The sequence below is a fragment of the Micromonospora sp. NPDC047644 genome, assembly GCF_040704315.1.
Taxonomy (GTDB): domain Bacteria; phylum Actinomycetota; class Actinomycetes; order Mycobacteriales; family Micromonosporaceae; genus Micromonospora.
Genome location: NZ_JBEYSY010000007.1, coordinates 187,977 through 207,776 on the forward strand (window position 1 = coordinate 187,977; position 19,800 = coordinate 207,776).

Annotated in this window: 14 protein-coding genes; 7 read left to right on the top strand and 7 right to left on the bottom strand. The window is 73.4% G+C overall.

Translation table 11 applies throughout. The annotated features are described in order from the left end of the window. Positions 1 to 7 precede the first annotated feature (7 nt). On the top strand, positions 8 to 1,756 hold the full coding sequence (locus AB0877_RS13670) for a hypothetical protein (protein ID WP_366608872.1): 1,749 nt from the start codon (positions 8 to 10) through the stop codon (positions 1,754 to 1,756). 119 nt (positions 1,757 to 1,875) lie between these two features. On the opposite strand, the gene AB0877_RS13675 is transcribed toward AB0877_RS13670, so the two are convergent. Beyond that, the gene (locus AB0877_RS13675; protein WP_366608873.1) at positions 1,876 to 4,767 is read right to left on the bottom strand and encodes an AAA family ATPase; all 2,892 of its coding nucleotides are present in this window, start codon (positions 4,765 to 4,767) and stop codon (positions 1,876 to 1,878) included. Positions 4,768 to 4,952: 185 nt separating this feature from the next. Beyond that, positions 4,953 to 5,123, bottom strand: coding sequence for a hypothetical protein (locus AB0877_RS13680; protein ID WP_366608874.1), 171 nt, complete (start codon positions 5,121 to 5,123; stop codon positions 4,953 to 4,955). Positions 5,124 to 5,330: 207 nt separating this feature from the next. Here AB0877_RS13680 and AB0877_RS13685 point away from each other — a divergent pair, with 207 nt between their 5' ends. Next, complete coding sequence (locus AB0877_RS13685) at positions 5,331 to 6,017, top strand: DUF4191 domain-containing protein (protein WP_347659390.1); 687 nt, start codon at positions 5,331 to 5,333, stop codon at positions 6,015 to 6,017. Between the two features lie 527 nt (positions 6,018 to 6,544). Here AB0877_RS13685 and AB0877_RS13690 read toward each other — a convergent pair. After that, complete coding sequence (locus AB0877_RS13690; protein WP_366608875.1) at positions 6,545 to 6,943, bottom strand: RDD family protein; 399 nt, start codon at positions 6,941 to 6,943, stop codon at positions 6,545 to 6,547. 262 nt (positions 6,944 to 7,205) lie between these two features. Here AB0877_RS13690 and glnA point away from each other — a divergent pair, with 262 nt between their 5' ends. From glnA to AB0877_RS13705, 3 genes are all read left to right on the top strand, one after another. Then, positions 7,206 to 8,630 carry a type I glutamate--ammonia ligase gene (gene glnA, locus AB0877_RS13695; RefSeq protein ID WP_112671701.1) on the top strand — a complete coding sequence of 475 codons (1,425 nt, stop codon included), beginning with the start codon at positions 7,206 to 7,208 and terminating at the stop codon, positions 8,628 to 8,630. Positions 8,631 to 8,735: 105 nt separating this feature from the next. Beyond that, on the top strand, positions 8,736 to 9,101 hold the full coding sequence (locus AB0877_RS13700) for a helix-turn-helix transcriptional regulator (protein ID WP_357206601.1): 366 nt from the start codon (positions 8,736 to 8,738) through the stop codon (positions 9,099 to 9,101). Next, positions 9,098 to 10,081 carry a hypothetical protein gene (locus AB0877_RS13705; protein WP_366608876.1) on the top strand — a complete coding sequence of 328 codons (984 nt, stop codon included), beginning with the start codon at positions 9,098 to 9,100 and terminating at the stop codon, positions 10,079 to 10,081. Before AB0877_RS13700 ends, AB0877_RS13705 begins: the two co-directional genes overlap by 4 nt. 215 nt (positions 10,082 to 10,296) lie before the next feature. Here the strand turns inward: AB0877_RS13705 and mptB (AB0877_RS13710) are convergent, their stop codons facing one another. Together mptB (AB0877_RS13710) and mptB (AB0877_RS13715) are read right to left on the bottom strand one after the other, a co-directional pair. After that, positions 10,297 to 11,886 (bottom strand): polyprenol phosphomannose-dependent alpha 1,6 mannosyltransferase MptB, encoded by a 1,590-nt coding sequence (gene mptB, locus AB0877_RS13710; RefSeq protein ID WP_366608877.1) that lies wholly within the window; start codon positions 11,884 to 11,886, stop codon positions 10,297 to 10,299. 14 nt (positions 11,887 to 11,900) lie between these two features. After that, positions 11,901 to 13,301, bottom strand: coding sequence for a polyprenol phosphomannose-dependent alpha 1,6 mannosyltransferase MptB (gene mptB, locus AB0877_RS13715; RefSeq protein WP_366608878.1), 1,401 nt, complete (start codon positions 13,299 to 13,301; stop codon positions 11,901 to 11,903). A gap of 44 nt (positions 13,302 to 13,345) precedes the next feature. Between mptB (AB0877_RS13715) and AB0877_RS13720 the strand changes: the two genes are divergently transcribed. Both AB0877_RS13720 and AB0877_RS13725 read left to right on the top strand, forming a co-directional pair. After that, positions 13,346 to 14,986, top strand: coding sequence for a hypothetical protein (locus AB0877_RS13720; protein WP_366608879.1), 1,641 nt, complete (start codon positions 13,346 to 13,348; stop codon positions 14,984 to 14,986). A 426-nt stretch (positions 14,987 to 15,412) separates the two neighbouring features. After that, a complete protein-coding gene (locus AB0877_RS13725; RefSeq protein ID WP_366608880.1) occupies positions 15,413 to 15,802 on the top strand; it encodes a peptidase inhibitor family I36 protein in 390 nt (129 codons plus the stop codon). Positions 15,803 to 15,909: 107 nt separating this feature from the next. Here the strand turns inward: AB0877_RS13725 and AB0877_RS13730 are convergent, their stop codons facing one another. After that, a complete protein-coding gene (locus tag AB0877_RS13730) occupies positions 15,910 to 18,999 on the bottom strand; it encodes a bifunctional [glutamine synthetase] adenylyltransferase/[glutamine synthetase]-adenylyl-L-tyrosine phosphorylase (protein WP_366608881.1) in 3,090 nt (1,029 codons plus the stop codon). Further along, positions 18,999 to 19,766, bottom strand: a complete 768-nt coding sequence (locus AB0877_RS13735) for a type 1 glutamine amidotransferase (protein WP_366608882.1) — start codon at positions 19,764 to 19,766, stop codon at positions 18,999 to 19,001. The genes AB0877_RS13730 and AB0877_RS13735 overlap by 1 nt, the downstream gene beginning before the upstream one ends. Between the last annotated feature and the right edge of the window lie 34 nt (positions 19,767 to 19,800).

Genomic DNA, 19,800 nt, shown 5'->3' on the forward strand with positions numbered 1-19,800 from the left:
TCCTGTGATGACCGTCGGCGTACGCGAGCAGCCGCGCGGCGCGGGCCCGCCGCGCCCGCGACCGGGCGCGCGTACCGGCCTGGTCGGTTGGCTCACCGGGTTGGCGGCGCTCGCCGGGGTGGGTTACCGGCTCTGGCTGCTACTGCACGCCGCCCCGCCGACGAACAGCGACGAGGCCACCATGGGGCTGGCCGCGCTGCACATCGCCCGGGGCGAGGGCTTCCCGGTCTGGTTCTACGGCCAGCAGTACATGGGCACGCTGGAGGCGTACCTGGCCGCGCCGGTGTTCGCCCTCGCCGGTGGGCCGTCGCTGCTCGGGCTGCGGTTGCCCACGCTGGCCCTGTACGCGCTGTTCCTGCTGCTGGCCTGGCGGTTGACCCTGCGGCTGACCGGGGACCGGTGGTTCGGCCTGCTGATGGTGGCGCTGCTGGCCCTCGGCTCCGACCGGATCGTCAAGAACCAGCTGATCGCCGGCGGCGGCTACCCCGAGATGAACGCGGCCGGGGCGGCGCTGGCCCTGCTCGCCGTGGACCTCGCCACCGGCCGACCGGGGCAGCGGACGGCCGACGCCGGGCGACCCGACGGGCGGGCGACCGACGCCGGGCGACCCGACGGGCGGGCGACTGACGCCGGGCGACCCGGTTGGCGGCTGGCGCGCTGGGCCCTGTGGGGGTTCCTGGCCGGGCTGATGCTCTGGGTCGACCCGCTCGTGCTGCCGTACGTCGCGGCCGCCGGCGCGGTCCTCGTCGGGTTCCGCCGCCGGGAGCTGTGGGGTGCAGCCGGGGCGGTCCTCGGGGCGGCGGCCGTGCTGGGAGCGGCCCCGCTGCTGCTGCACAGCCTGCTGACCGGGCGCAACCCGCTGCGCGCCGTGCTCGCGGCCAGCGGCACGAACGCCAGCGCGGACTGGCCGGACCGGCTGCACGGCGGCCTGGTGCTCGGCCCCGGGCTGGGCATCGGATTCTGCGCTCCCGGGCAGTGCGCCACCTGGCAACTGTGGTGGGCGCTCGCCCTGCCGCTGCTGCTGGCCATCGCCGCCGTCACCGCCTGGCGGGCCCTGCGTACCGGCGAACCCGATCTCGCCGGCTCTGCCGCTGCCGGCCCCGACACGGTGTCGCCTCGGGTGGCCGCGGCGGCGCGGCTGGCGCTCGTGCTGGCCGCGGTGGCCACCCTCGGCGCGTACACAGTGAGCAGTTCCGCCGGGCTCACCCCGGTGGAGAGTTCCCGCTACCTGTCCTGCCTGCTCATCTCCCTGCCGGCGCTGCTCTGGCCGGTGTGGACGGTGGCCCGGCACGGGCTGCGTCCGGCGGCGACCGGCCGACGTGGCGTCGGGCCGACGCTGGCCCGGTCGGTGGCGGTGGTGGTGCTCGCCGCCACGCTGGGCACCGCGGCCCACGCCACCTGGTGGGCGGCGGAGACCGTCCCGGCGACCCGGGCCGCCGAGTCCCGGCACACCGAGCTGGTGAGCACCCTGCGTCAGCTCGGCGTACGGCACGTGCGCGCCGGCTACTGGACCTGCAACCGGCTCACCTTCGCCAGCGCCGAGCAGGTGGTCTGCGCGGTCGTCGACGACACCCTGCGCCCCGGTTTCGACCGCTACCCCGCGTACCGGCGGGAGGTGGACAGGGCGGCGGCGCCGGCCTGGGTCGCGCCGGCCGGCTCACCCCTCGCGGAGGTGCTCGACGAGCGACAGCGAACGACGCCGGGCAGCCTCGACCTGGTCACCATCGAGGGCTGGCGCATCTACCTGCCGCGCTGACCCCGACGGCCCACGTCAGCGCGGCGGTCCCGGCGCGCGCCAGCGCGGCGGTCCCGGTGGGCGGCCTGGCGGTCCCGGTGGGCGGCCTGGCGGTCCCGGTGACGCGGTCCCGGCGCGCGTCAGCGCGGCCCGGCGGCCTCGGTGAGCAGGCCGAGGCGGTGGGCCAGGGCGGCGGCCTCGACCCGGTTGGTCACACCCAGCTTCGCGATGATCCGGGAGACGTGCACGCTCGCGGTCTTCGGCGAGATGAACAGCCGCTCCGCGATCCGGCTGTTGCTGTGCCCCTCGGCGACCAGGCGCAGCACCTCCCGCTCCCGGGCGGTCAACAGGTCCGCTCCGGCCCCGCCCCCGGCGCGCAGCCCGACCCGCCGCGCCAGGGTGGCGGCCGCCTCGACCAGCGGGGTCGCGCCCAGCCGCCGGCCGATCTCGGTGGCCTCGGTGACCGCCGCCGCCGCCTCGTCGCGCTCCCCCGCTGCGGCCGTCGCCTCGCCCAGCGCCAGCAGCGCCCTGCCCAACGGGTAGGGCTGCCCGTCGGCCCGCCACGCGTCGACCGCCGCACGCCACGCCGGCAGCGCCTGGTCGCCGACCGCGAGCAGCGCGGTGACCTGGGCGGCGTGCGCGCGGGCGGCCGGGTGCCGCGCCGGCAGGTCGGTGGCGAGCGCCGCCACGGCCGCGGCCAACTCCCGGTCACTCACCCGCGCCGCGGTACGCGCGGCGGCGCTGAGCACCGGCCAGCCCTCCCGGGGCAGGCGCGGCAGGCTCTCGTCGGCCACCGCTACGCGGGCCGCCCGTACCGCCTCGACCTTGTCGTCCGCGGCCAGCGCCGCCTCGATCGCCAGCTCGCGCAGGGGCAGGCGGTGGTTCGGCCACAGGTACGGTCGGTTGAGGAAGGTGAGCGCCCGCTCGACCAGCTCGTCGGCGCCGGGATGGGCACGGGCCAGCCGCAGCCCGGCGCCCAACTGGATCCAGTGCAGACTGGTGACACCGGACAGGTCGATCCGGGCGGCCTCTCCGCAGACCGCCTCGGCCTCGTCCCACCGACCCAACGCGATGAGCGCCTCGGCCCGGTTGGAGAGCAGGTACGCCCCGGTGGAGCGGCTGATCCCCACCCGTCGCGCCTCGGCCACGCCGGCCTCGGCGGCCTGCGCGGACTCGGCGTAGCGGCCCAGCTCGCACAGCACGTCCGACTGGTACACCCGGGCGAGCACCAGAGCCGTGGAGTCCCCGGACTCGCGGACGACGGCCTCAGCCTGGCTCAGCTCGGCCAACCCCCGCTCCAGGTCCCGCTCGCCGTGGCAGAGCAGGGCGATCCGGGTGTGCAGCAACGCCAGGTCCTCACCGAGCGCCCTGCCGTCCACCGCAGCCTCGGCAGCCACCCGGGCCGCCTGTCCGGGGTCGATCTTGACCATGTGCGCGGCGATGTCGGCCAGCAGCCGAACCCGCGCCACGTCACGGGGGCCGCCGGCCGCCAGCCGGTACGCCTCTTCCAGCTCGCGGCGACCGTCGCTCTTGCCGAGCAGGGCCATCAGCCGACCCCGCTGGTTGAGCAGGCGGGCGGCGCGCAGCGGTGCGGCGTCGGTGTCCACCTCGGCCAGTCCGGCCCGGGTCAGCGTGATAGCCCGGCTGAAGTCGCCGGCCGTGACCGCCGCGGCCAGCGTCTGCTCCAGCAACGCCAGATGGTCCATGCCGAGTAGATCGGCGGCGTCCGGCACCAGTTCCCACAACTCCAGCGCCCGCTCCAACAGTCGACGCTGCTCGGCGTACGCGTAGCGGTCGGCGGCGGCGCACGCGGCGGCTCGTGCGGCGACGAGGGCGCGCGGGTGGTCGTGCGCGGCGTACCAGTGGTGGGCGATCTCGGCCGGGGCCCGGCCGGCGGCGACCAGATGCGGTTGGGCCTCGATGGCGGCGGCGAAACGGGCGTGCAGCCGGGCGTGCTCACCGGGCAGCAACTCGTCGTGTACGGCCTCGCGGACCAGCGCGTGTCGGAACTCGTAGTCACCGTCCCGGTCGGCCACCACCAACTGGGCGGCGACGGCGGCGCGTAACGCGTCCTCCAGCTCGGTTTCGGGCAGCCCGGCAACCTCGGCGAGCAGGTCGTGGGCGAACCGGGTGCCGCCGGCGGCGGCGATCCGCAGCACCCGCTGCGCCGGCTCCGGAAGCCGGTCCACCCGGGCCAGCAGCAGGTCACGCAGCGTCTCGGGCAGCGCCGCACAGCCGATAGGGTCACCGGCGACGGCCAACTCCTCGATGAAGAAGGGGTTGCCCTGGGTGCGGCGGTGGACATCGTCGACGGCCCGGGCGAGCGGCTCGCCGCCGAGCAGGTCGGCGAGGATCGCGGCGGTACCGTCGCGGTCCAGGCGGGCCAGCTCGACCCGCTCCACACCCCGGGCCCGATCCAGCTCGGCGAGGAACGGGCGCAGCGGGTGCCCGCGCTGCAACTCGTCGGTGCGGTAGGTGCAGACCAGCAGCAGCCGGCCCGGCCTCGCCGCCCGGACGAGGAAACCGATCAGATCTCGGGTGGAACGGTCGGCCCAGTGCAGGTCCTCGATGATCAGGACCAGCGGGCGCGCATCGGCCAGCCGCTGGAACAGCTCGGCGACCAGGTCGAACAGGTAGCCGCGCGGGGCGTCGCCGAGCGGGACCGCGCGCGGGGTGGTCAGCGCCGCGGAGGCACGGCCCAGCTCCGGCAGGAGCGGAGCGAACTCCGCCTCGTAACCGGCGAAGACCTCGGGGCCGTCGGCGCGGAGCACCGCCCGCAACGCGGCGGCGAACGGCGCGAACGGCAGACCCGCCTCGCCCAGCTCCAGGCACTGACCGACGAGCACCCGCGCCGCGCCCTCGGTGGCCCAGCCCGCGAACTCCTCCAGCAGCCGGGTCTTACCCACCCCAGCCTCGCCGCCGACCAGCACGGCGGTCGGCTCCCCGGCCCGCGCCCGGCCCAGCGCGTCTCGTAGTGCCACGGTCTCGCGGTGACGCCCGACGAGGACGGAGCTGGCGGCGCGTACGGTCACGTGTTCGAGCATGCCATGACGGCCCGCCCCGCCGGCCCCGCCGATCGGCCGGCGGCCGGGCGGCGGGGTCGGGTCGGTTCGAGCGGCCAGCCCGACGGGCGCGGTAACCGTGACGGCCCCGTCGGGCGCGGTAACCGTGACGGCCCCGTCGGGCGCGGTGGACGTGGCGGCCACGCCGAGCGCGGTCACCGGCGGGCGTCGCCGGTGCGACCGGCCTGCCTGCGCCGGCCCAACCACCCTCGGCTGATCGGACGGGACAGGGACCGGGCGAGCCGATCCGCGGCAGCGTCGGCGCGCAGCTCGGCGGCGTGGGTACGGTGCAGGGTGAGCAGGAAATCTGCGTCGTTGCCGAACATGTCGGGCTCCTTCGTGGCGTCGTCGTCTTCTGCTGACGACTCTTCGCGCGAAGGCCCCACCCGGGCATGGGCACGGTGCCTCATCTTCCGCGCCCACCGCCTCCTTAGCCGGCCACTCAGGGCGCTCGCGGCGACGTAAGGTACTCAGCTGCCCCGGCACCCGGACGCGGATCAACCGGGCCGGCGGCGACCACTAGACTCTGCGGCATGGCAAAGCCCCAGGAGAAGGTCTCGTTCGGCCAGCGGCTGAAGCAGATCGGGATGGTGTTCCAGTTCACCGCCAAGCAGGACCGGTGGTTCGCGCCGTTGGTCGCCGCCGCGGTGCTGCTCCCGCTCGCGCTCACCGTGGTCGCGGTCATCCTCTGGGGCTGGATCTGGCTGCCGCTGGGCATCCTGTTCATCCTGCTCGCGGTGCTGATCGTGCTCAACCTGCGGTCAAACAAGGCGATGATGAACGCCGCCGAGGGGCAACCCGGCGCGGCGGCGCAGATCATGGAGAACATGCGCGGCGACTGGCGGGTGACCCCGGCGGTCAGCTCGACCACCCAGATGGACATGATCCACCTGGTGATCGGCCGCCCGGGCGTGATCCTACTGGCCGAGGGCAACCCGCAGCGGGTGCGCGGCCTGCTCGGCCAGGAGAAGCGGCGGCTGTCCAAGGTGATCGGCTCCGCTCCCCTGCACGACTACGTGATCGGGCAGGAGGAGGGCGAGCTGCCGATCCGCAAGCTGCGGACCACGCTGCTGCGCCTGCCCCGCGCCCTCTCCGGCAAGGACGTCAACTCGCTGGACAAACGCCTCAAGGCGCTCACCGCCCGGCCGCAGATGCCCAAGGGCGCGATCCCGAAGAACATGCGGCCGCCAGGCGCCTTCCGCCAGTCGCGGGGCCGCTGACCCCCGAGGTGTACGCGTAAAAGAGCCGGGCCCACACGGGTCCGGCTCTTTCGCGTCTGGCGTCGAACGCGCCCCGCCTATCCCGCCCGGGTGCCCTTCCAAGATCGTGCTAGATCTCGACGTCAACCCGTTGCGTCAAACGGAGCGACCCTGCATTCCCACGCCCTGCCCCGTCGATCATGGAGTTGTGGTGGGTGACAAAGTGCCTGCCCCAGAGCAAACCGGGCACCGCAACTCCATGATCAACGAGGCCCAGCTCCCCCTCCTCCGCGATCTTGCACTTTCTATTGCGACATAGGCGGGCATCTCGTGCATATCGGCGACAGGAATTGCAAGATCGACGCAGGCGAGGGGGGGTTCCGGAGTGGCGATCCTGGGTTCGGAACTCGCCGTGTCACCTGGGCCAGGGGTCGATTGCGATCTTGCCGGGAGCCGTGGTGGCGGGAGCCGTGGTGCCGAGAGCCCGGTGGCGGGAACCGGGTGGCGGGGTGGCGGGGTGGCGTGGAGCAGGCTCGGCGTGGGTTGGGTCAGGCGCGGGGGGCATCGACGATGACGGAGCCGGCGATCCGGTCGTGCAGGCCGCGTCGGTGCTCGTCCATGATCAGTGCGGGGACGACGAGGGCCAGCAGGAGGCCACGGATCAGCCCCCGGAGCACCCCGATCCGGCCGCCGTCGTGCCAGTTCACGCAGCGGACCTTCGTGATGAACATGCCCGGAGTCTGGGCGAACAGGCCGAGGAAGATGCCGTACACCAGGACCAGCACCAGCACCGGGGCCCAGCCGTCGCGTACCGGGTCGGCGAAGAAGTTGGACACCAGCAGGCAGAGCACCCAGTCGATGATCAGCGCTCCGAACCGCCGACCGAGGCTCGGCGCGGTGAAGCTGGGGTCGGTGGCCGGCGCTGCCGGGAGGTGCGGATTGGTCACAGCGGTCAAGGGTATCCGCGCCGGGATGAGGGCTTGCCGGGTGCCGCCGCCACTGCGTGCCGATTCAGGCCAAAGCGATCAGATGTTATTACAATGGCACAGTCGGTACGGCGTCCCTGGCGGGCCTGAGGCGTGGACGGGGCGTGCCTGACGCTCTGCGAGGGACGTAACACGGCAGAAACAACGGAGACACGGCCGGGCAACCCCCCGGCCCTAGCGTCGCCAGAAGCCTAGCCACCCCGTGGACGTGCCAGGAGGATGTGTGTTCGCCAATCCCGAGGAACTGCTGCGATACCTCAAGAACGAGGACGTGAAGTTCGTCGACGTTCGTTTCTGTGACCTGCCCGGCGTGATGCAGCACTTCAACCTGCCGGTCGAGTCCGTCAACGACGACCTCTTCACCGACGGCCTCGCGTTCGACGGTTCGTCGATCCGCGGTTTCCAGGCGATCCACGAGTCGGACATGCTCCTGCTCCCGGATGTCGCCACCGCGTTCATCGACCCGTTCCGCGCGCAGAAGACGCTCGCGCTCAACTTCTTCATCCACGACCCGTTCACCCGCGAGGCCTACAGCCGCGACCCGCGCAACGTGGCGAAGAAGGCCGAGGCGTACCTGGCGGCGAGCGGCATCGCCGACACCGCTTACTTCGGCGCCGAGGCGGAGTTCTACATCTTCGACTCGATCCGCCACGAGACCTCGGCGCACCAGTCGTTCTACTACATCGACTCGATCGAGGGCGCCTGGAACACCGGCCGCGAAGAGCCGGGCGGCAACCGCGGTTACAAGACCGCGTACAAGGGCGGCTACTTCCCCGTCCCGCCGGTCGACCACTACGCCGACCTGCGTGACTCGATCGTGCGCCGCCTGGTCGACACCGGCTTCAACGTGGAGCGCTCGCACCACGAGGTGGGCACCGCCGGCCAGTCCGAGATCAACTACCGGTTCTCCACCCTGCTGCACGCCGGTGACCAGCTCCAGCTCTTCAAGTACATCGTGAAGAACGAGGCCTGGGCCAACGGCAAGACCGCGACGTTCATGCCCAAGCCGCTGTTCGGCGACAACGGCTCCGGCATGCACACCCACCAGAGCCTCTGGCTCAACGGTGAGCCGCTGTTCTACGACGAGACCGGCTACGCCGGCCTGTCCGACATGGCCCGCTGGTACATCGGTGGTCTGCTGCACCACGCGCCGTCGCTGCTGGCCTTCACCAACCCGACGATCAACTCGTACCGTCGCCTGGTGCCGGGCTTCGAGGCGCCGGTCAACCTGGTCTACTCGCAGCGCAACCGGTCCGCCTGCACCCGCATCCCGGTGACCGGCGCGAACCCGAAGGCCAAGCGCGTCGAGTTCCGCGTCCCGGACCCGTCGGCGAACGTCTACCTGGCCTTCTCGGCCATGATGATGGCCGGCCTCGACGGCATCAAGAGCAAGATCGAGCCGCCGACGCCGATCGACAAGGACCTCTACGACCTCCCGCCGGAGGAGTGGGGCGACGTCAAGCAGGTGCCGGGCTCGCTGTCGGCAGTGCTCGACTCGCTGGAGGCCGACCACGACTACCTGCTCGACGGCGGCGTCTTCACTCCCGACCTGATCTCCACCTGGGTCGACTGGAAGCGCGCCAACGAGGTCGACCCGGTGCGTCTGCGCCCGACCCCGCACGAGTTCGCCATGTACTACGACTGCTGAGCAGTCGCTCGAAACACCGGCCGGGCCGGCTCCGCTCACCGCGGAGCCGGCCCGGCTCGCTGTGCGCCACCCCCGACATACCTTCGCGTCCGATATATTGCTCCGGTGGACACACCTCTACGCGAACCGACCTTCCTGATCCTCACCGCGCTGGCCGCCCAGCCGATGCACGGCTACGGGCTGATCGGTGAGGTCGCCGCCCTCTCCGACAACCGCGTGTCGCTACGCCCCGGGACGCTCTACGGGGCGCTCGACCGGCTGGTCGACGCCGGCCTCGTCGAGGTCGACCGGGAGGAGGTGGTGGACGGCCGACTGCGCCGCTACTACCGCCTCTCCCCCGCCGGTGAGACCACGTTGAGCACCGAGACCGAGCGGCTGCGCCGCAACGTCGAGGCCGCCACCGCCCGGCTGTCCAAGCGGACTCGCGCCGCCCTCCCGACCACCCCGCGCACGGCCGGAGGCTTGGCATGAACGACCTGGAACGCCGTTACCTCCGGCTGCTGCGCGCGTACCCCGCCGACTACCGGCGCGCCCGCGGCGCCGAAATCGTCGGCACCTACCTCGACCTGGCCGCCCTCGGCCAACGCTGGCCGACGCCGGCGGACGCCGCAGACCTGGTGCGCGGCGGCCTCCGCCAGCGGCTGCGGGCCGCGGGCGTCACCGACCTGATCCCCGGGGTACGCCTCGCGGCGCTGCTGGCCCTGGTCACCGCGAGCGCTCTGGCCGGAGTCTGGGGTACGGCAGAGCTGCACCCGCCGCCCGTGGAGTGGGGCGTCCCCCACGTCGGCCCGTTCGTCTCGCTCGGTGTCGTCGTGTGGGCGGCATGGCTGCTGGCGGCGGTGGTGCTCGCCGTCGCGCCGGGTCGGGTCGCCCGGTGGGCCATCACCCTCGCGCTGGTGCTCACGATCGCGTTGCCACCGGTGGCCGCAGCGCTCGACGCAATCCGACCGCCGCTGATGGTGCTGCTGCCGCAGGTGGTCCTGGGCCTGCTGGGGCTCGCCCTGCCCGATCGACCGTCCCGGGCGATCCGCCTCGCGCCGGCGCTGTCCGCACTGTTGGCGATGCTGGGAACGGAATTCCTGGTCGGCTTGGACCCGGTTTTCATCTACTACGGTGCCGCCATGGAAGTCTTCCTGCCCACCGTCGGTGGACTGTTACTGGCCGTCGGGGCCCTGTTGGCCATGGGGCTGGCACTGGGCGGGGACGCCCGCGGCGGCTGGGCGCTCGTCACGCTGCTCACTCCCGCCGGCTTCCTGGCGGTGCCCGGCCTGGCTGACAACTTCGGCGCGGCACGAGGCGCCGTCACCTTCGCGGAGCTGGCAGTGAGCGCTGTCGCCGTCGCGCTCGCCGGTCCGGCCGTACTACTCCTGACCGTCCTGTTCCGCTCGCGCCGGACCTCCACTCTCAAGCCCTCAACCCAGCCCTGCCCCACCTGCGGCGCGCGAGCCTGACCCCCACCCCCTGACCCCACCGCCCCGCCCCGCCCCGCCCCGCCCCGCCCCAAGATCGTGCTCGATCCTGGATCGAGTGGTCTCAGTCTCGTCGGAGACCACTACATCCACGTTCGAGCACGATCTTGCGCAAAGGACGAGGGCAATCATGAGGTTGGCGAGGCGTTCCGCCCGGATTGCCCCCGTCAACCTCATGATCAACGGCGTCAGGGGCGTCAGTGGTGGACAGCGCGGGCGGCATGGGCGGCGCGGAAGGTGCGGATGAGGACGGTCAGGAGCAGGGCGGTCATCGCCAGGGCACCGGGTGCCTTGGTGACGCGGGCCAGGTTGGTGCCGTCGGGCAGGGCGAGGAAGGCTGCCGCAGCGGTGGGCAGCATGAACCAACTCGTGCGGGCGGCGGTGAGCGCGAGCAGCGCCAGCGGCCAGGTCGCGTACCAGGGGTGGAAGACCGGGGACAGGACGACGGTGGCGACCAGCGCCAACGCCGCGCCGTGCAGCGCCACCCGGGATCGCACCACCGCAGGACGCCCACCCTCAGGGCGCGCGAGCCCCGAGGGTGCGCCACCACCGGAAGACGCCCCCTCGCGAGCAGCCACCTCGCGACCCGCGACCCCGCACCGCCCCACCTCGCGACCCGCGACCCCGCAACGCCCCACCTCGCGACCCGCGACGTCGTTCAGCTCGCGGAGGGTCTGCCAGGCCCGCCACCAGAGCACCAGCAGGACCCCGACGAGCAGCAGCAGCGCGACCGCTCGGACCACCGGCACCGCCTGCGGGTCCCGGCCGACCAGCGCAGCGGCGTAGTCGACCACGAAGCCCACGGCGGTGGGTGGTGACGTCCACTGCTCCGAGTCGCCGCTGTGGGTCAGCCCGCCCACCCAGCCGAAGCCGAGGCCGGACACCGCAGCGGTGACCAACAGCGCGGCCAGCAGCCCGCCGGCCAGCCAACCAGCCTGGCGCAGCAGCGCCCGAACGGTGTACTGGTCGGGCATCCCGGCCAGTACGGCGAACGGCACCACCACCACGGCGCTGGCCTTCACCGTGACCGCCAGCCCGAGCAGCGCTCCGGCCAGCAGCAGCGCCGCCGGCCGACCTGGTCGCCGGACCACTACCAGCAGTCCGCACAGCAGCAGGCCCAGCATCACGGCGTCGTTGTGCGCGCCGGCCACCAGGTGTACGCCGACCAGCGGACCGGCCAGCGTCAACCAGACCGCCCGTCGGGCCGGCACCCCGGCCGCCCGGGCCAGAGCGGGCAGGCAGATCGCGGCCAGTAGCAGCCCCGCCACGGCGATCACGCGCAGCGCCACGATGGTCCCGGTGAGCCCGCCGCCGAGGCCGACGGCGAGGGCCGCCAGCAGGACGAAGACCGGGCCGTACGGTGCCGGGGTGTCCCGCCAGATCGGTGCCACGGTGTCCAGCCAGGGGCAGCCCGCCGCCGCCACCCCCACTGTGTACGGGTCGACGCCGTGCGCGTACGTCCAACCCTGGCAGGCGTACGAGTAGACGTCCCGGCTGCCCAGCGGTGGCGCGAGCAGTAGCGGTAGCGCCCACAGCCCGGCGGTGACGTACGCCCACCGGGTCGACGGCACACCGTCGCGCAGTGACCACCACGCCCCGACCAGCAGCACGGTGCCGATCAGCCAGCAGGTCAGCGTCGCCGGGCCGTCCGGGGTCCGCCAGATCGACGCGGGTGTCACGCCCAGCGGGGCGTCGGGCAGCGCCCCGCCGAGGTATCCGGCCACGGCGAGCAGAACCGCCCCGACCAGGCCGGCGTACCGGGAGCGAGAGGCACCGGGAGCGGTCACCGGCGCACCTTCCCTCAGTCGGCGGCGACCGGCTGACGGGCCGCCCGAGCCGACCGTACCAACCGGATGACCAGCACGATCACCAACAGCGTCATCAGCGGCGCCCCGACCGTCTTGGTGTACCGGGGCAGCCCGGTGCCGTCGGGCAGCACCAGGAACGACGCGACCAGGGCGAGCACTGTGAACCATCTGGTGCGCTGGGCGGTGGCCGCCAGCACGGCCAACGGCCAGATCCAGTACCAGGGGTGGAAAAGCGGCGCGAGGGCGACCGTGGCGGCCAGCGCGAGGCCGGCGTGCCAGAGCGGGTCCCGGGTGCGGGCTCGCCACCAGAGCCAGACCAGGAGCAGTGCCAGCACCGCCATGCCGATCCCCCGGGTCACCGGCAGCGCGTCGATGTGCCCGCCGAAGGGCACCGCCAGGTAGCCGATGGTCTGCCCGACAGCGGTGGACGGTGAGGTCCAGGCGATCACGTCGCCGCCCCGTTCCAGCCCGCCGACCCAGCCGAAGTCCAGCCCGGCCGCGTAGGTCACCCCGGCCACGACGGCGACCGCGCCGCCGACCACCCACCCGCCGTGTCGGATCAGAGCCCGGATCGAGTACCCGCCAGCGATGGCGGCCAGGGCCGCGAACGGCACCACGACCAATGCCGTCACCTTGATCGCAGCGGCCAGCCCGAGCAGCATGCCGCCAGCGAGTAACGGCCCGGGGCCGCCGGGCCGGGAGGCGATCACCGCCAGCCCGGCGACCAGGAGCCCGACCATCAGCGCGTCGTTGTGGGCACCGGAAACGAGGTGTACGGCGACCAGCGGGCAGCCCAGCGCCAGCCAGACCGCCCGACCGGCGGGTACGCCGGCCCGCCGGGCCAGCACCGGCAGGCTGACGGCTGTCAGCGCCACCCCGGCCACCGCGATCAGCCGGAACGCCACGATTGCGCCGGTGAGCGAGCCGGTGGCCTTGACGATCGCACCGGAGAGCACCACGAACAGCGGCCCGTACGGTGCCGGGGTGTCCCGCCAGATGTACGAGATGGTGTCCAGCCAGGGGCAGGGCAACGCCGAGACGCCCTGCTCGTACGGGTTGATCCCAGCGGCGTAGCTGGCTCCCTGACAGGCGTACGCGTAGACATCGCGGCTCGCCAGCGGCGGCGCGATCAGCACCGGCAGCAGCCACAGCCCGACGGTGATCAGCGCCCAGCGGGTCGACGGCACCTTGTCCCGCAGCGACCACCACGCGTACGCCATCAGCCCGGTGCCGACCAGCCAGGCAGCGATGACCAGCGGTCCGTGTGGGCCCTGCCAGATGCTGACCGGGGTGGGACGCAGGGGTGACCCGGGGAGAGCGCCGCCGAGGAACGCGGCGACGGCGAGCAGCGCCGAGCCGGCCAGTCCGGTCCAACGCGCGAGGTGGTGAGGCACGCCGGACATGCTGCCAGTACGGTGGTCGCGGTACGGAGGTGGGCATGCGGCGCAGTCGGGTGGTGGCGGTGTCCACCGGTTCCGCCATCGTGCTCAGCGCGCTCTGGCTGGCCCTGCCGCTGATGGGCTCGGACCTCTCCGCGCAGGTCGCCCGGGCGGGCTTCTTCGCCGCCCACGGTCCGACGCCGGTGGACCTGCGCTGGTACGGCGGGGTACAGCAGTTCGGCTACAGCCTGGTGTCCCAGCCGGTGATGGCGTTGCTCGGCGTGCGGGTGACCGGAGCGTTGGCTCTGGTGGCGTCGGCTGCCGCGCTGGCCGCACTGTTGACCCGCAGCGAGGCGCCCCGGCCGCTGCTGGGCAGCCTGGTCGGGGTGGTCACGCTCACCGGCAACCTGGTCTCCGGCCGGGTCACGTACGCCCTGGGGGTGGCGTTCGGGCTGGCCGCACTGCTGGCGCTCACGCTTGGCCGCTCCGACGCGTACACCAGACAAGGGCGGACGGACGGACGGACGCTGCTGCGGCTCGGGCTCGGCGCGGCTGGAGCGCTGCTTGCCTCCGCGACCAGCCCGGTGGCTGGCCTGTTCGTCGGTCTGGCCGGCGTCGCGCTGCTGCTCAGTCGCCGGTACGCCGACGGCCTGGCTCTCGGCATCGCGGCGGCCGTGCCGCTGGCCGTGACAGCCCTGTTGTTCGGCGACGGCGGTTGGATGAACATCAGTCGGACCGACACGCTGCGCGCGGTGGTGACCAGTCTGGTGGTGGCCGCGCTGGTGACGTACCGACCGGTGCGGTTCGCGGCGCTCCTCTCCGCCGCCGGGGTGCTCGCCGCGGCGCTGGTGCACACCCCGGTGGGTTTGAACGCGACCCGGCTGGTCACGATGTTCGCGCTGCCGGTGCTGGCCGCCGTCGCCTGCCCGCCGGCCTGGCTCACCACCCGGATGGCTCACCGGTCCGCCACGCTCGCCGCGCCGTCCGGCGGCACCCGTCGCGCCCGGCTGCTGGGCGGGTTCGGCTTGGTCGCGCTGCTGATGGCGGTGTGCGTCTGGCAGCCGCCGGTGGTCCCCGCCGATCTGCGCAGCATCGGCGACCCGACCAGCGCGCAGGGCTACTACGCGCCACTGCGCACGTTCCTGGGCGAGCAGCGGCTCACCGGCAGGCTCGAGGTGCCACCGACGCGCAACTACTGGGAGGCAGCCCGGCTCGGTGAGGTGCCGCTGGCCCGGGGTTGGCTACGGCAGGCCGACATCGAGCGCAACGCGCTGTTCTTCACCACCGTGCCCGGCGCGTCCGGCACCGGCGTACCGCTGAACCCGGCCAGCTACCGAGCCTGGCTGAACGACAACGCTGTGCAGTACGTGGCGCTGCCGGACGCCCCGCTGTCCTGGGTGGGGCGGGCCGAGGCGGCGCTGGTCGAGAGCGGGCTGCCCTACCTCATCCCGGTCTGGTCCGGCCCGCACTGGCGGGTCTGGGCGGTCACCGACCCGACGCCGCTGGTCGGCGCCCCCGCCGAACTGGCCCGCGCCGACGGGGCCTCGGTGACCTTCTGGAGCCCTCGCGCCGCGACGGTGGCGGTACGGATCCGGCACAGCCGCTGGCTGTCCGCCTCGGGCGGCGCCACGGTCGCCGCCGCCGGCGACTGGATCACGGTCACCGTTCCGCGCCCCGGCGAGTACACGATCGGTAGCTGACGCCCCGCCGGGAGGACGCCCTACCCCTCCAGCATCCGCTCGGCGGCAACCCGGGACCGCCGGCCGGCTTGCCGTCATGACCCGGAGGTGAGACGACTCGGGCGGGCGCGTCAGGGCTGTGGCTCTACTCGTCCGGGGGCGGCGTCGGAGTGGCTACCGCAGAGAGCGGCGACTGCCCGAACAAACATCGACGGGCTTGACACATAAATAGCTCCTCCCGTAGGGTCAAAATCATAAAGCAGTTACACGGGGGTAAATGCTTATCGCCTTCCTGGCGGGTCGCTGAAATCGTTGCGATCCGGCATGGCGATCGCAGCTTACGCGCCCATGGCAGCACATCGAGTTGCTGCCCCGGGCGGGCTGGCCGCGCCGACTGTTGTCGGGCGCGCTCCCCCTGTCGCTGCGCACCCCACAGGAAGGAAGACCATGCGACGGATCGGAACGACGCTGGCCACCCTCGCCCTCGTCGGCACCGCGGTGCTGACCGGCGCCCCTGCACACGCCGCGACCTCCTCCACCGACGCCAGCCTGGCACTGAGCTGCCCCTCGTCGGGGGCACTGTGCCTCTACAACAACATTGGCCACACCAGCATCCTTGAAGTTCTCAACGGCAGCGCCAACCTGACCGGCCTGTACTCCGACGACAAGACCAGCTCCGTGCGGAACCGCTCAAGCTGCGCATACAGGCTCTACCGGAACAGCGACCGCTCGGACACGCCCATCACCGTGGGTCCGCGGACCGAGATCAGCAACCTCGGCACCTTCTGGGGCCAGCAATGGCAGGACTCAATCAGCTACGCGCAGATCTACTGCTGATTAATCGCCGAGCGGGGCGAATAAACATTTGACGTTGCCAGCATTGACAATTCTGTCAATTCTTGTGGCCGCCTTTTGGCAGCACCCAGTCCTCAACGCCGGTGCGCTCACGCATCGGCGTTGAGGACCCGCTCTGCCGCGGCTCGGGAACGGCGGCCGGTGCGCAGGTATTCGTCGAGGAACTCCCCCGGGTCGTCGCGGCCGAGCAGCCGGGCCACCCCGGCCAACTCCACCCCGTGCCGGGGCAGTTGGTCACCGGCCCGGCCTCGGACCAGCATCAACGCGTTGCGGACCTGCGCGGCCAGGGCCCACCCGGCGGCCATCTCCGCGGCGTCCGCCGGGTCGATCAGGCCGGCCCGCTCGGCCGCCGCGAGGGCATCGAGGGTACGCGTGCCGCGCAGCTCCGGGATCGCGCCGGCGTGCCGGAGCTGGACGAGTTGCACCGCCCACTCCACGTCGGCGAGCCCACCGCGCCCCAGCTTGGTGTGGGTGGCCGGGTCGGCGCCCCGGGGCAGCCGCTCGGTCTCCACCCGGGCCTTGATCCGCCGGATCTCGACGACCTGCTCGCGGCTGAGCCCGTCGGCCGGGTAGCGCACCGGCTCGATCATCGCCTCGAACTCGGCGCCCAGGTCGGCGTCGCCGCAGACGAACCGGGCGCGCAGCAGTGCCTGCGCCTCCCACACCCGCGACCAGCGGGCGTAGTACGCGGCGTACGCGGCGAGGCTGCGGACCAGCGGTCCCTGGCGGCCTTCCGGGCGCAGGTCGGCGTCGACTCCCAGCGGCGGGTCGGGGGCGGGTACGCCGAGCAGCCGGCGCAACTCCTCGGCGACGGCGTGCGCGGCGGCGCTGGCGGCGCTCTCGCTGGTGTCCGGCGGCGCGTCGTAGACGAAGAGCACGTCGGCGTCGGAGAGGTAGTTCGACTCGTACCCGCCGAGCCGGCCCATGCCGATCACCGCGAACCGCAGCCCCGCCGATGCCGGTTGGCTGGCCCGAGCGGCCCGCAGCGCGGCGGCCAGGGTGGCGTCCGTGACGTCGGCGAGCGCCGTACCCACCTCGGTGATGTCGGACAGTTTGCGGGCGGGCCGGTTCGCGCCGTCCGCCCGGGTGGGGCTGGGCGCGAGCGCGCCGGCCCGGCAGAGCAGGTCGGCGCAGGCCACCCGGACCAGTTCGCGACGTCGCAGCGCGCGCACCGCGCTGGTGGCCTCGACCGGGTCGGTGTGCCGGGCCGCCGCCGCCAGGAACCCCTCCCGCAGCACCTCGGGCGCGCGGGGCGCCAGCTCGTTCTCCTCGGCCAGTAGCCGCAGCGCCTCCGGGTCGCGGGCGAGCAGGTCGGCGACGTACCGGGACAGCGCGAGCACCCGGGCCAGCCGACGGGCGACCGGGCCGCCGTCGCGCAGCAGCCGCAGATACCAGGGGGTGCTGCCCAGCTTGTCGGAGACCTTGCGGTAGTTGAGCAGCCCCCGGTCCGGCTCCGGCGCGTCGGCGAACTCGCTGAGCAGCACCGGCAGCAGGGTGCGCTGGATGGCCGCCGTACGGCTCACCCCGCCGGTGAGCGCCTGGAGGTGACGCAACGCCCCGGCCGGGTCGGCGAAGCCGAGGATCTCCAGGCGGTTTCTGGCCGCCTCCGGGGTGAGCCGCAACCCGTCGGCCGGCACCCGGGCCACCGACTCCAGCAGCGGCCGGTAGAGCAGTTTGGCGTGCAGTCGGCGTACCTCGGTGGCGTGGGTGACCCACTCGGCCCGGAAGCTCTCCACGGCGCTGCGCCCCTGCGCGGCCGTGAAACCCAGCGCGGCGGCGAGCCAGCGCAGCGCGCCCGGCTCGGCGGGCACCGTGTGCGTACGACGCAGGCCCTGAAGTTGCAGCCGGTGCTCGACGCTGCGCAGAAAGCGGTAGCCGCGCAGCAGGGCCTCGCCGTCGGCCCGGCCGACGTAGCCGCCGGCGACGAGCGCGCGCAATGCCGGGATGGTGCCCGGCGGACGTAGCGTCTCGTCGCCGCGACCGTGCACGAGTTGCAGCAACTGGACGGCGAACTCGATGTCACGCAGCCCGCCCGGACCGCGCTTGATCTCGCGCTCCAGCTCCTTCGGCGGGATGTGGTCGATGATCCGGCGGCGCATGGCGCGGACGTCCTCGACCGCCTCGGGCCGCTCGGCCGCCCGCCAGACCAGCGGCGCGAGCTGGTCGATCCACTCCTGGGCCAGCGGCAGGTCCCCGGCGGCCGGGCGGGCCTTGAGCAGCGCCTGGAACTCCCAGGTGCGCGCCCACCGCCGGTAGTAGGCCAGGTGGCTGGCGAGGGTCCGTACCAGCGGGCCGCGGCTGCCCTCGGGGCGCAGCGCGGCGTCCACCGGCCAGGCGACCAGCCCGCAGATGGAGATCAACCGGGTCGCCACCTGGGTCGCGGCGGGCAGGTCGGCGTCCTCGGCGGCCACGAAGATGACGTCCACGTCGGAGACGTAGTTCAGTTCACCGCCGCCGCACTTGCCCATCGCCACGACCGCGAGTCGGGGGCGCTCGGTCCCCTCCGCCAGCTCGGTGACCGCGATCTCGTACGCCGCGGAGAGCGTCGCGTCGGCCAGCGCGGAGAGCGCGGCCATGGTCTGCTCCAGGCCGCGACCGCCGGTCAGGTCGGCCGCGGCGATCCGCAACAACGCCAGGCGGTACGCGGTCCGCAGCGCCGCCACCGGGTTGCCGCTGTCGGCCGGCTCCAGCCGCCCCTCGGCGACCGGGGCGAGCCCGTCCGGCGCGGTCCGCAGCGCCCGGTAGTGCTCGGGGTGGGCCACCAGGTGGTCGCCGAGCGCCGCCGACGCGCCGAGCACCGCGATCAGCCGCCGCCGCAGTCCGGGATCGGCGTGCACCTCCGCGAGCAGCGGCGATCCGGTGCCGCCCTCGGCGCTGCCTGCGGTGCGGCCCTTGGTGCCGGCTGTGGACGTTCGGCCCTCGGTGCCGCCTGCGGGCGTACGGCCCTCGGCCTCCACGATGCGGTGCAGTTGGCGCAGCGCCAGATCCGGGTCGGCGGCCCGGGACAGCGCGGAGAGCAGCTCCGCTGCGGCCTCGTCGACCGGTTCCTGCTCGACCGGCCGCCACAGTCGCAGCCCCTCCGGGCCGAGCAGGTCCGCGGCGCGCGCGCCACCATCGCCTTCGGCGGTGCCGAAGCCGTACCGGGCCAGTCGGCCCGACGCCCTGGTCGGCCGGCTCATCAGTGCCCGAGCAGCGGCAGGCTGCGCCGCGTCGTGCTGTCGTCCAACTCGCCGAGGGCCAGCGCGGCGAACCGCGCGGCGAACGGCTGCCAGACCTCCTCGACGTCGGCCAGCACCGAGGCGCAGGCCGCGACGACCAGCTCCGGGTCGTAGCCCAGCTCGGCGAGTTGGGCCGAGTTGGTGGCCCAGTCGGCGATCATCGCCGCGTCGCACTCGATGTGGAACTGCAACCCCCACGCCCGGTCACCGAGGCGGAACGCCTGATGCGGGTAGCGGGTGGAGGCGGCCAGCAGGGTAGCGCCCCGAGGCAGCTCGGTGATCTCGTCGGCGTGCCACTGGAGCACGTCCGGGATCAACGGCACGTACCGGAACAACGGATCGTTCTCGGCGGCGTCGCGCCGGCCGACCACGCCGGGGCCGATCTCCGGCCCGGACGGGCTGCGCTCCACCAATCCGGCGTGCGCGGTGGCGAGCAGCTGCGCGCCCAGGCAGACCGCCAGGGTCGGCACCCGGTAGCGGACCGCCTTGCGCAGCAGGCCCTCCACGGCGGGAAACCAGGGTGCGCCGGGCGAGCCGTCCGGCAACGGGTACGCCTGTTGGTCGCCGCCGAGCACCACCAGCGCCGCGTACCCCTCCAGGTCGGCGGGGAGTTCGTCGCCGGCGTGCGGACGCACCACCCACAGCTCCAGCCCAGCCTCGGTCAGCCACTCACCCAGCCGGCGCGCGTCGTCCGTCGGGTCGTTCTCGATCACCAGCGCGGTTGCCACCCGTCGAGGCTAGCCGGTACGCCGCACGGCACCA

What these genes read in the sequence shown, in the direction of transcription:
- AB0877_RS13670 (WP_366608872.1), top strand. Translation starts at nt 8, where the DNA reads ATGACCGTCGGCGTACGCGAGCAGCCGCGCGGCGCGGGCCCGCCGCGC.
- AB0877_RS13680 (WP_366608874.1), bottom strand. Translation starts at nt 5,123, where the DNA reads ATGTTCGGCAACGACGCAGATTTCCTGCTCACCCTGCACCGTACCCAC.
- AB0877_RS13685 (WP_347659390.1), top strand. Translation starts at nt 5,331, where the DNA reads ATGGCAAAGCCCCAGGAGAAGGTCTCGTTCGGCCAGCGGCTGAAGCAG.
- AB0877_RS13705 (WP_366608876.1), top strand. Translation starts at nt 9,098, where the DNA reads ATGAACGACCTGGAACGCCGTTACCTCCGGCTGCTGCGCGCGTACCCC.
- AB0877_RS13720 (WP_366608879.1), top strand. Translation starts at nt 13,346, where the DNA reads ATGCGGCGCAGTCGGGTGGTGGCGGTGTCCACCGGTTCCGCCATCGTG.
- AB0877_RS13725 (WP_366608880.1), top strand. Translation starts at nt 15,413, where the DNA reads ATGCGACGGATCGGAACGACGCTGGCCACCCTCGCCCTCGTCGGCACC.
- AB0877_RS13730 (WP_366608881.1), bottom strand. Translation starts at nt 18,999, where the DNA reads ATGAGCCGGCCGACCAGGGCGTCGGGCCGACTGGCCCGGTACGGCTTC.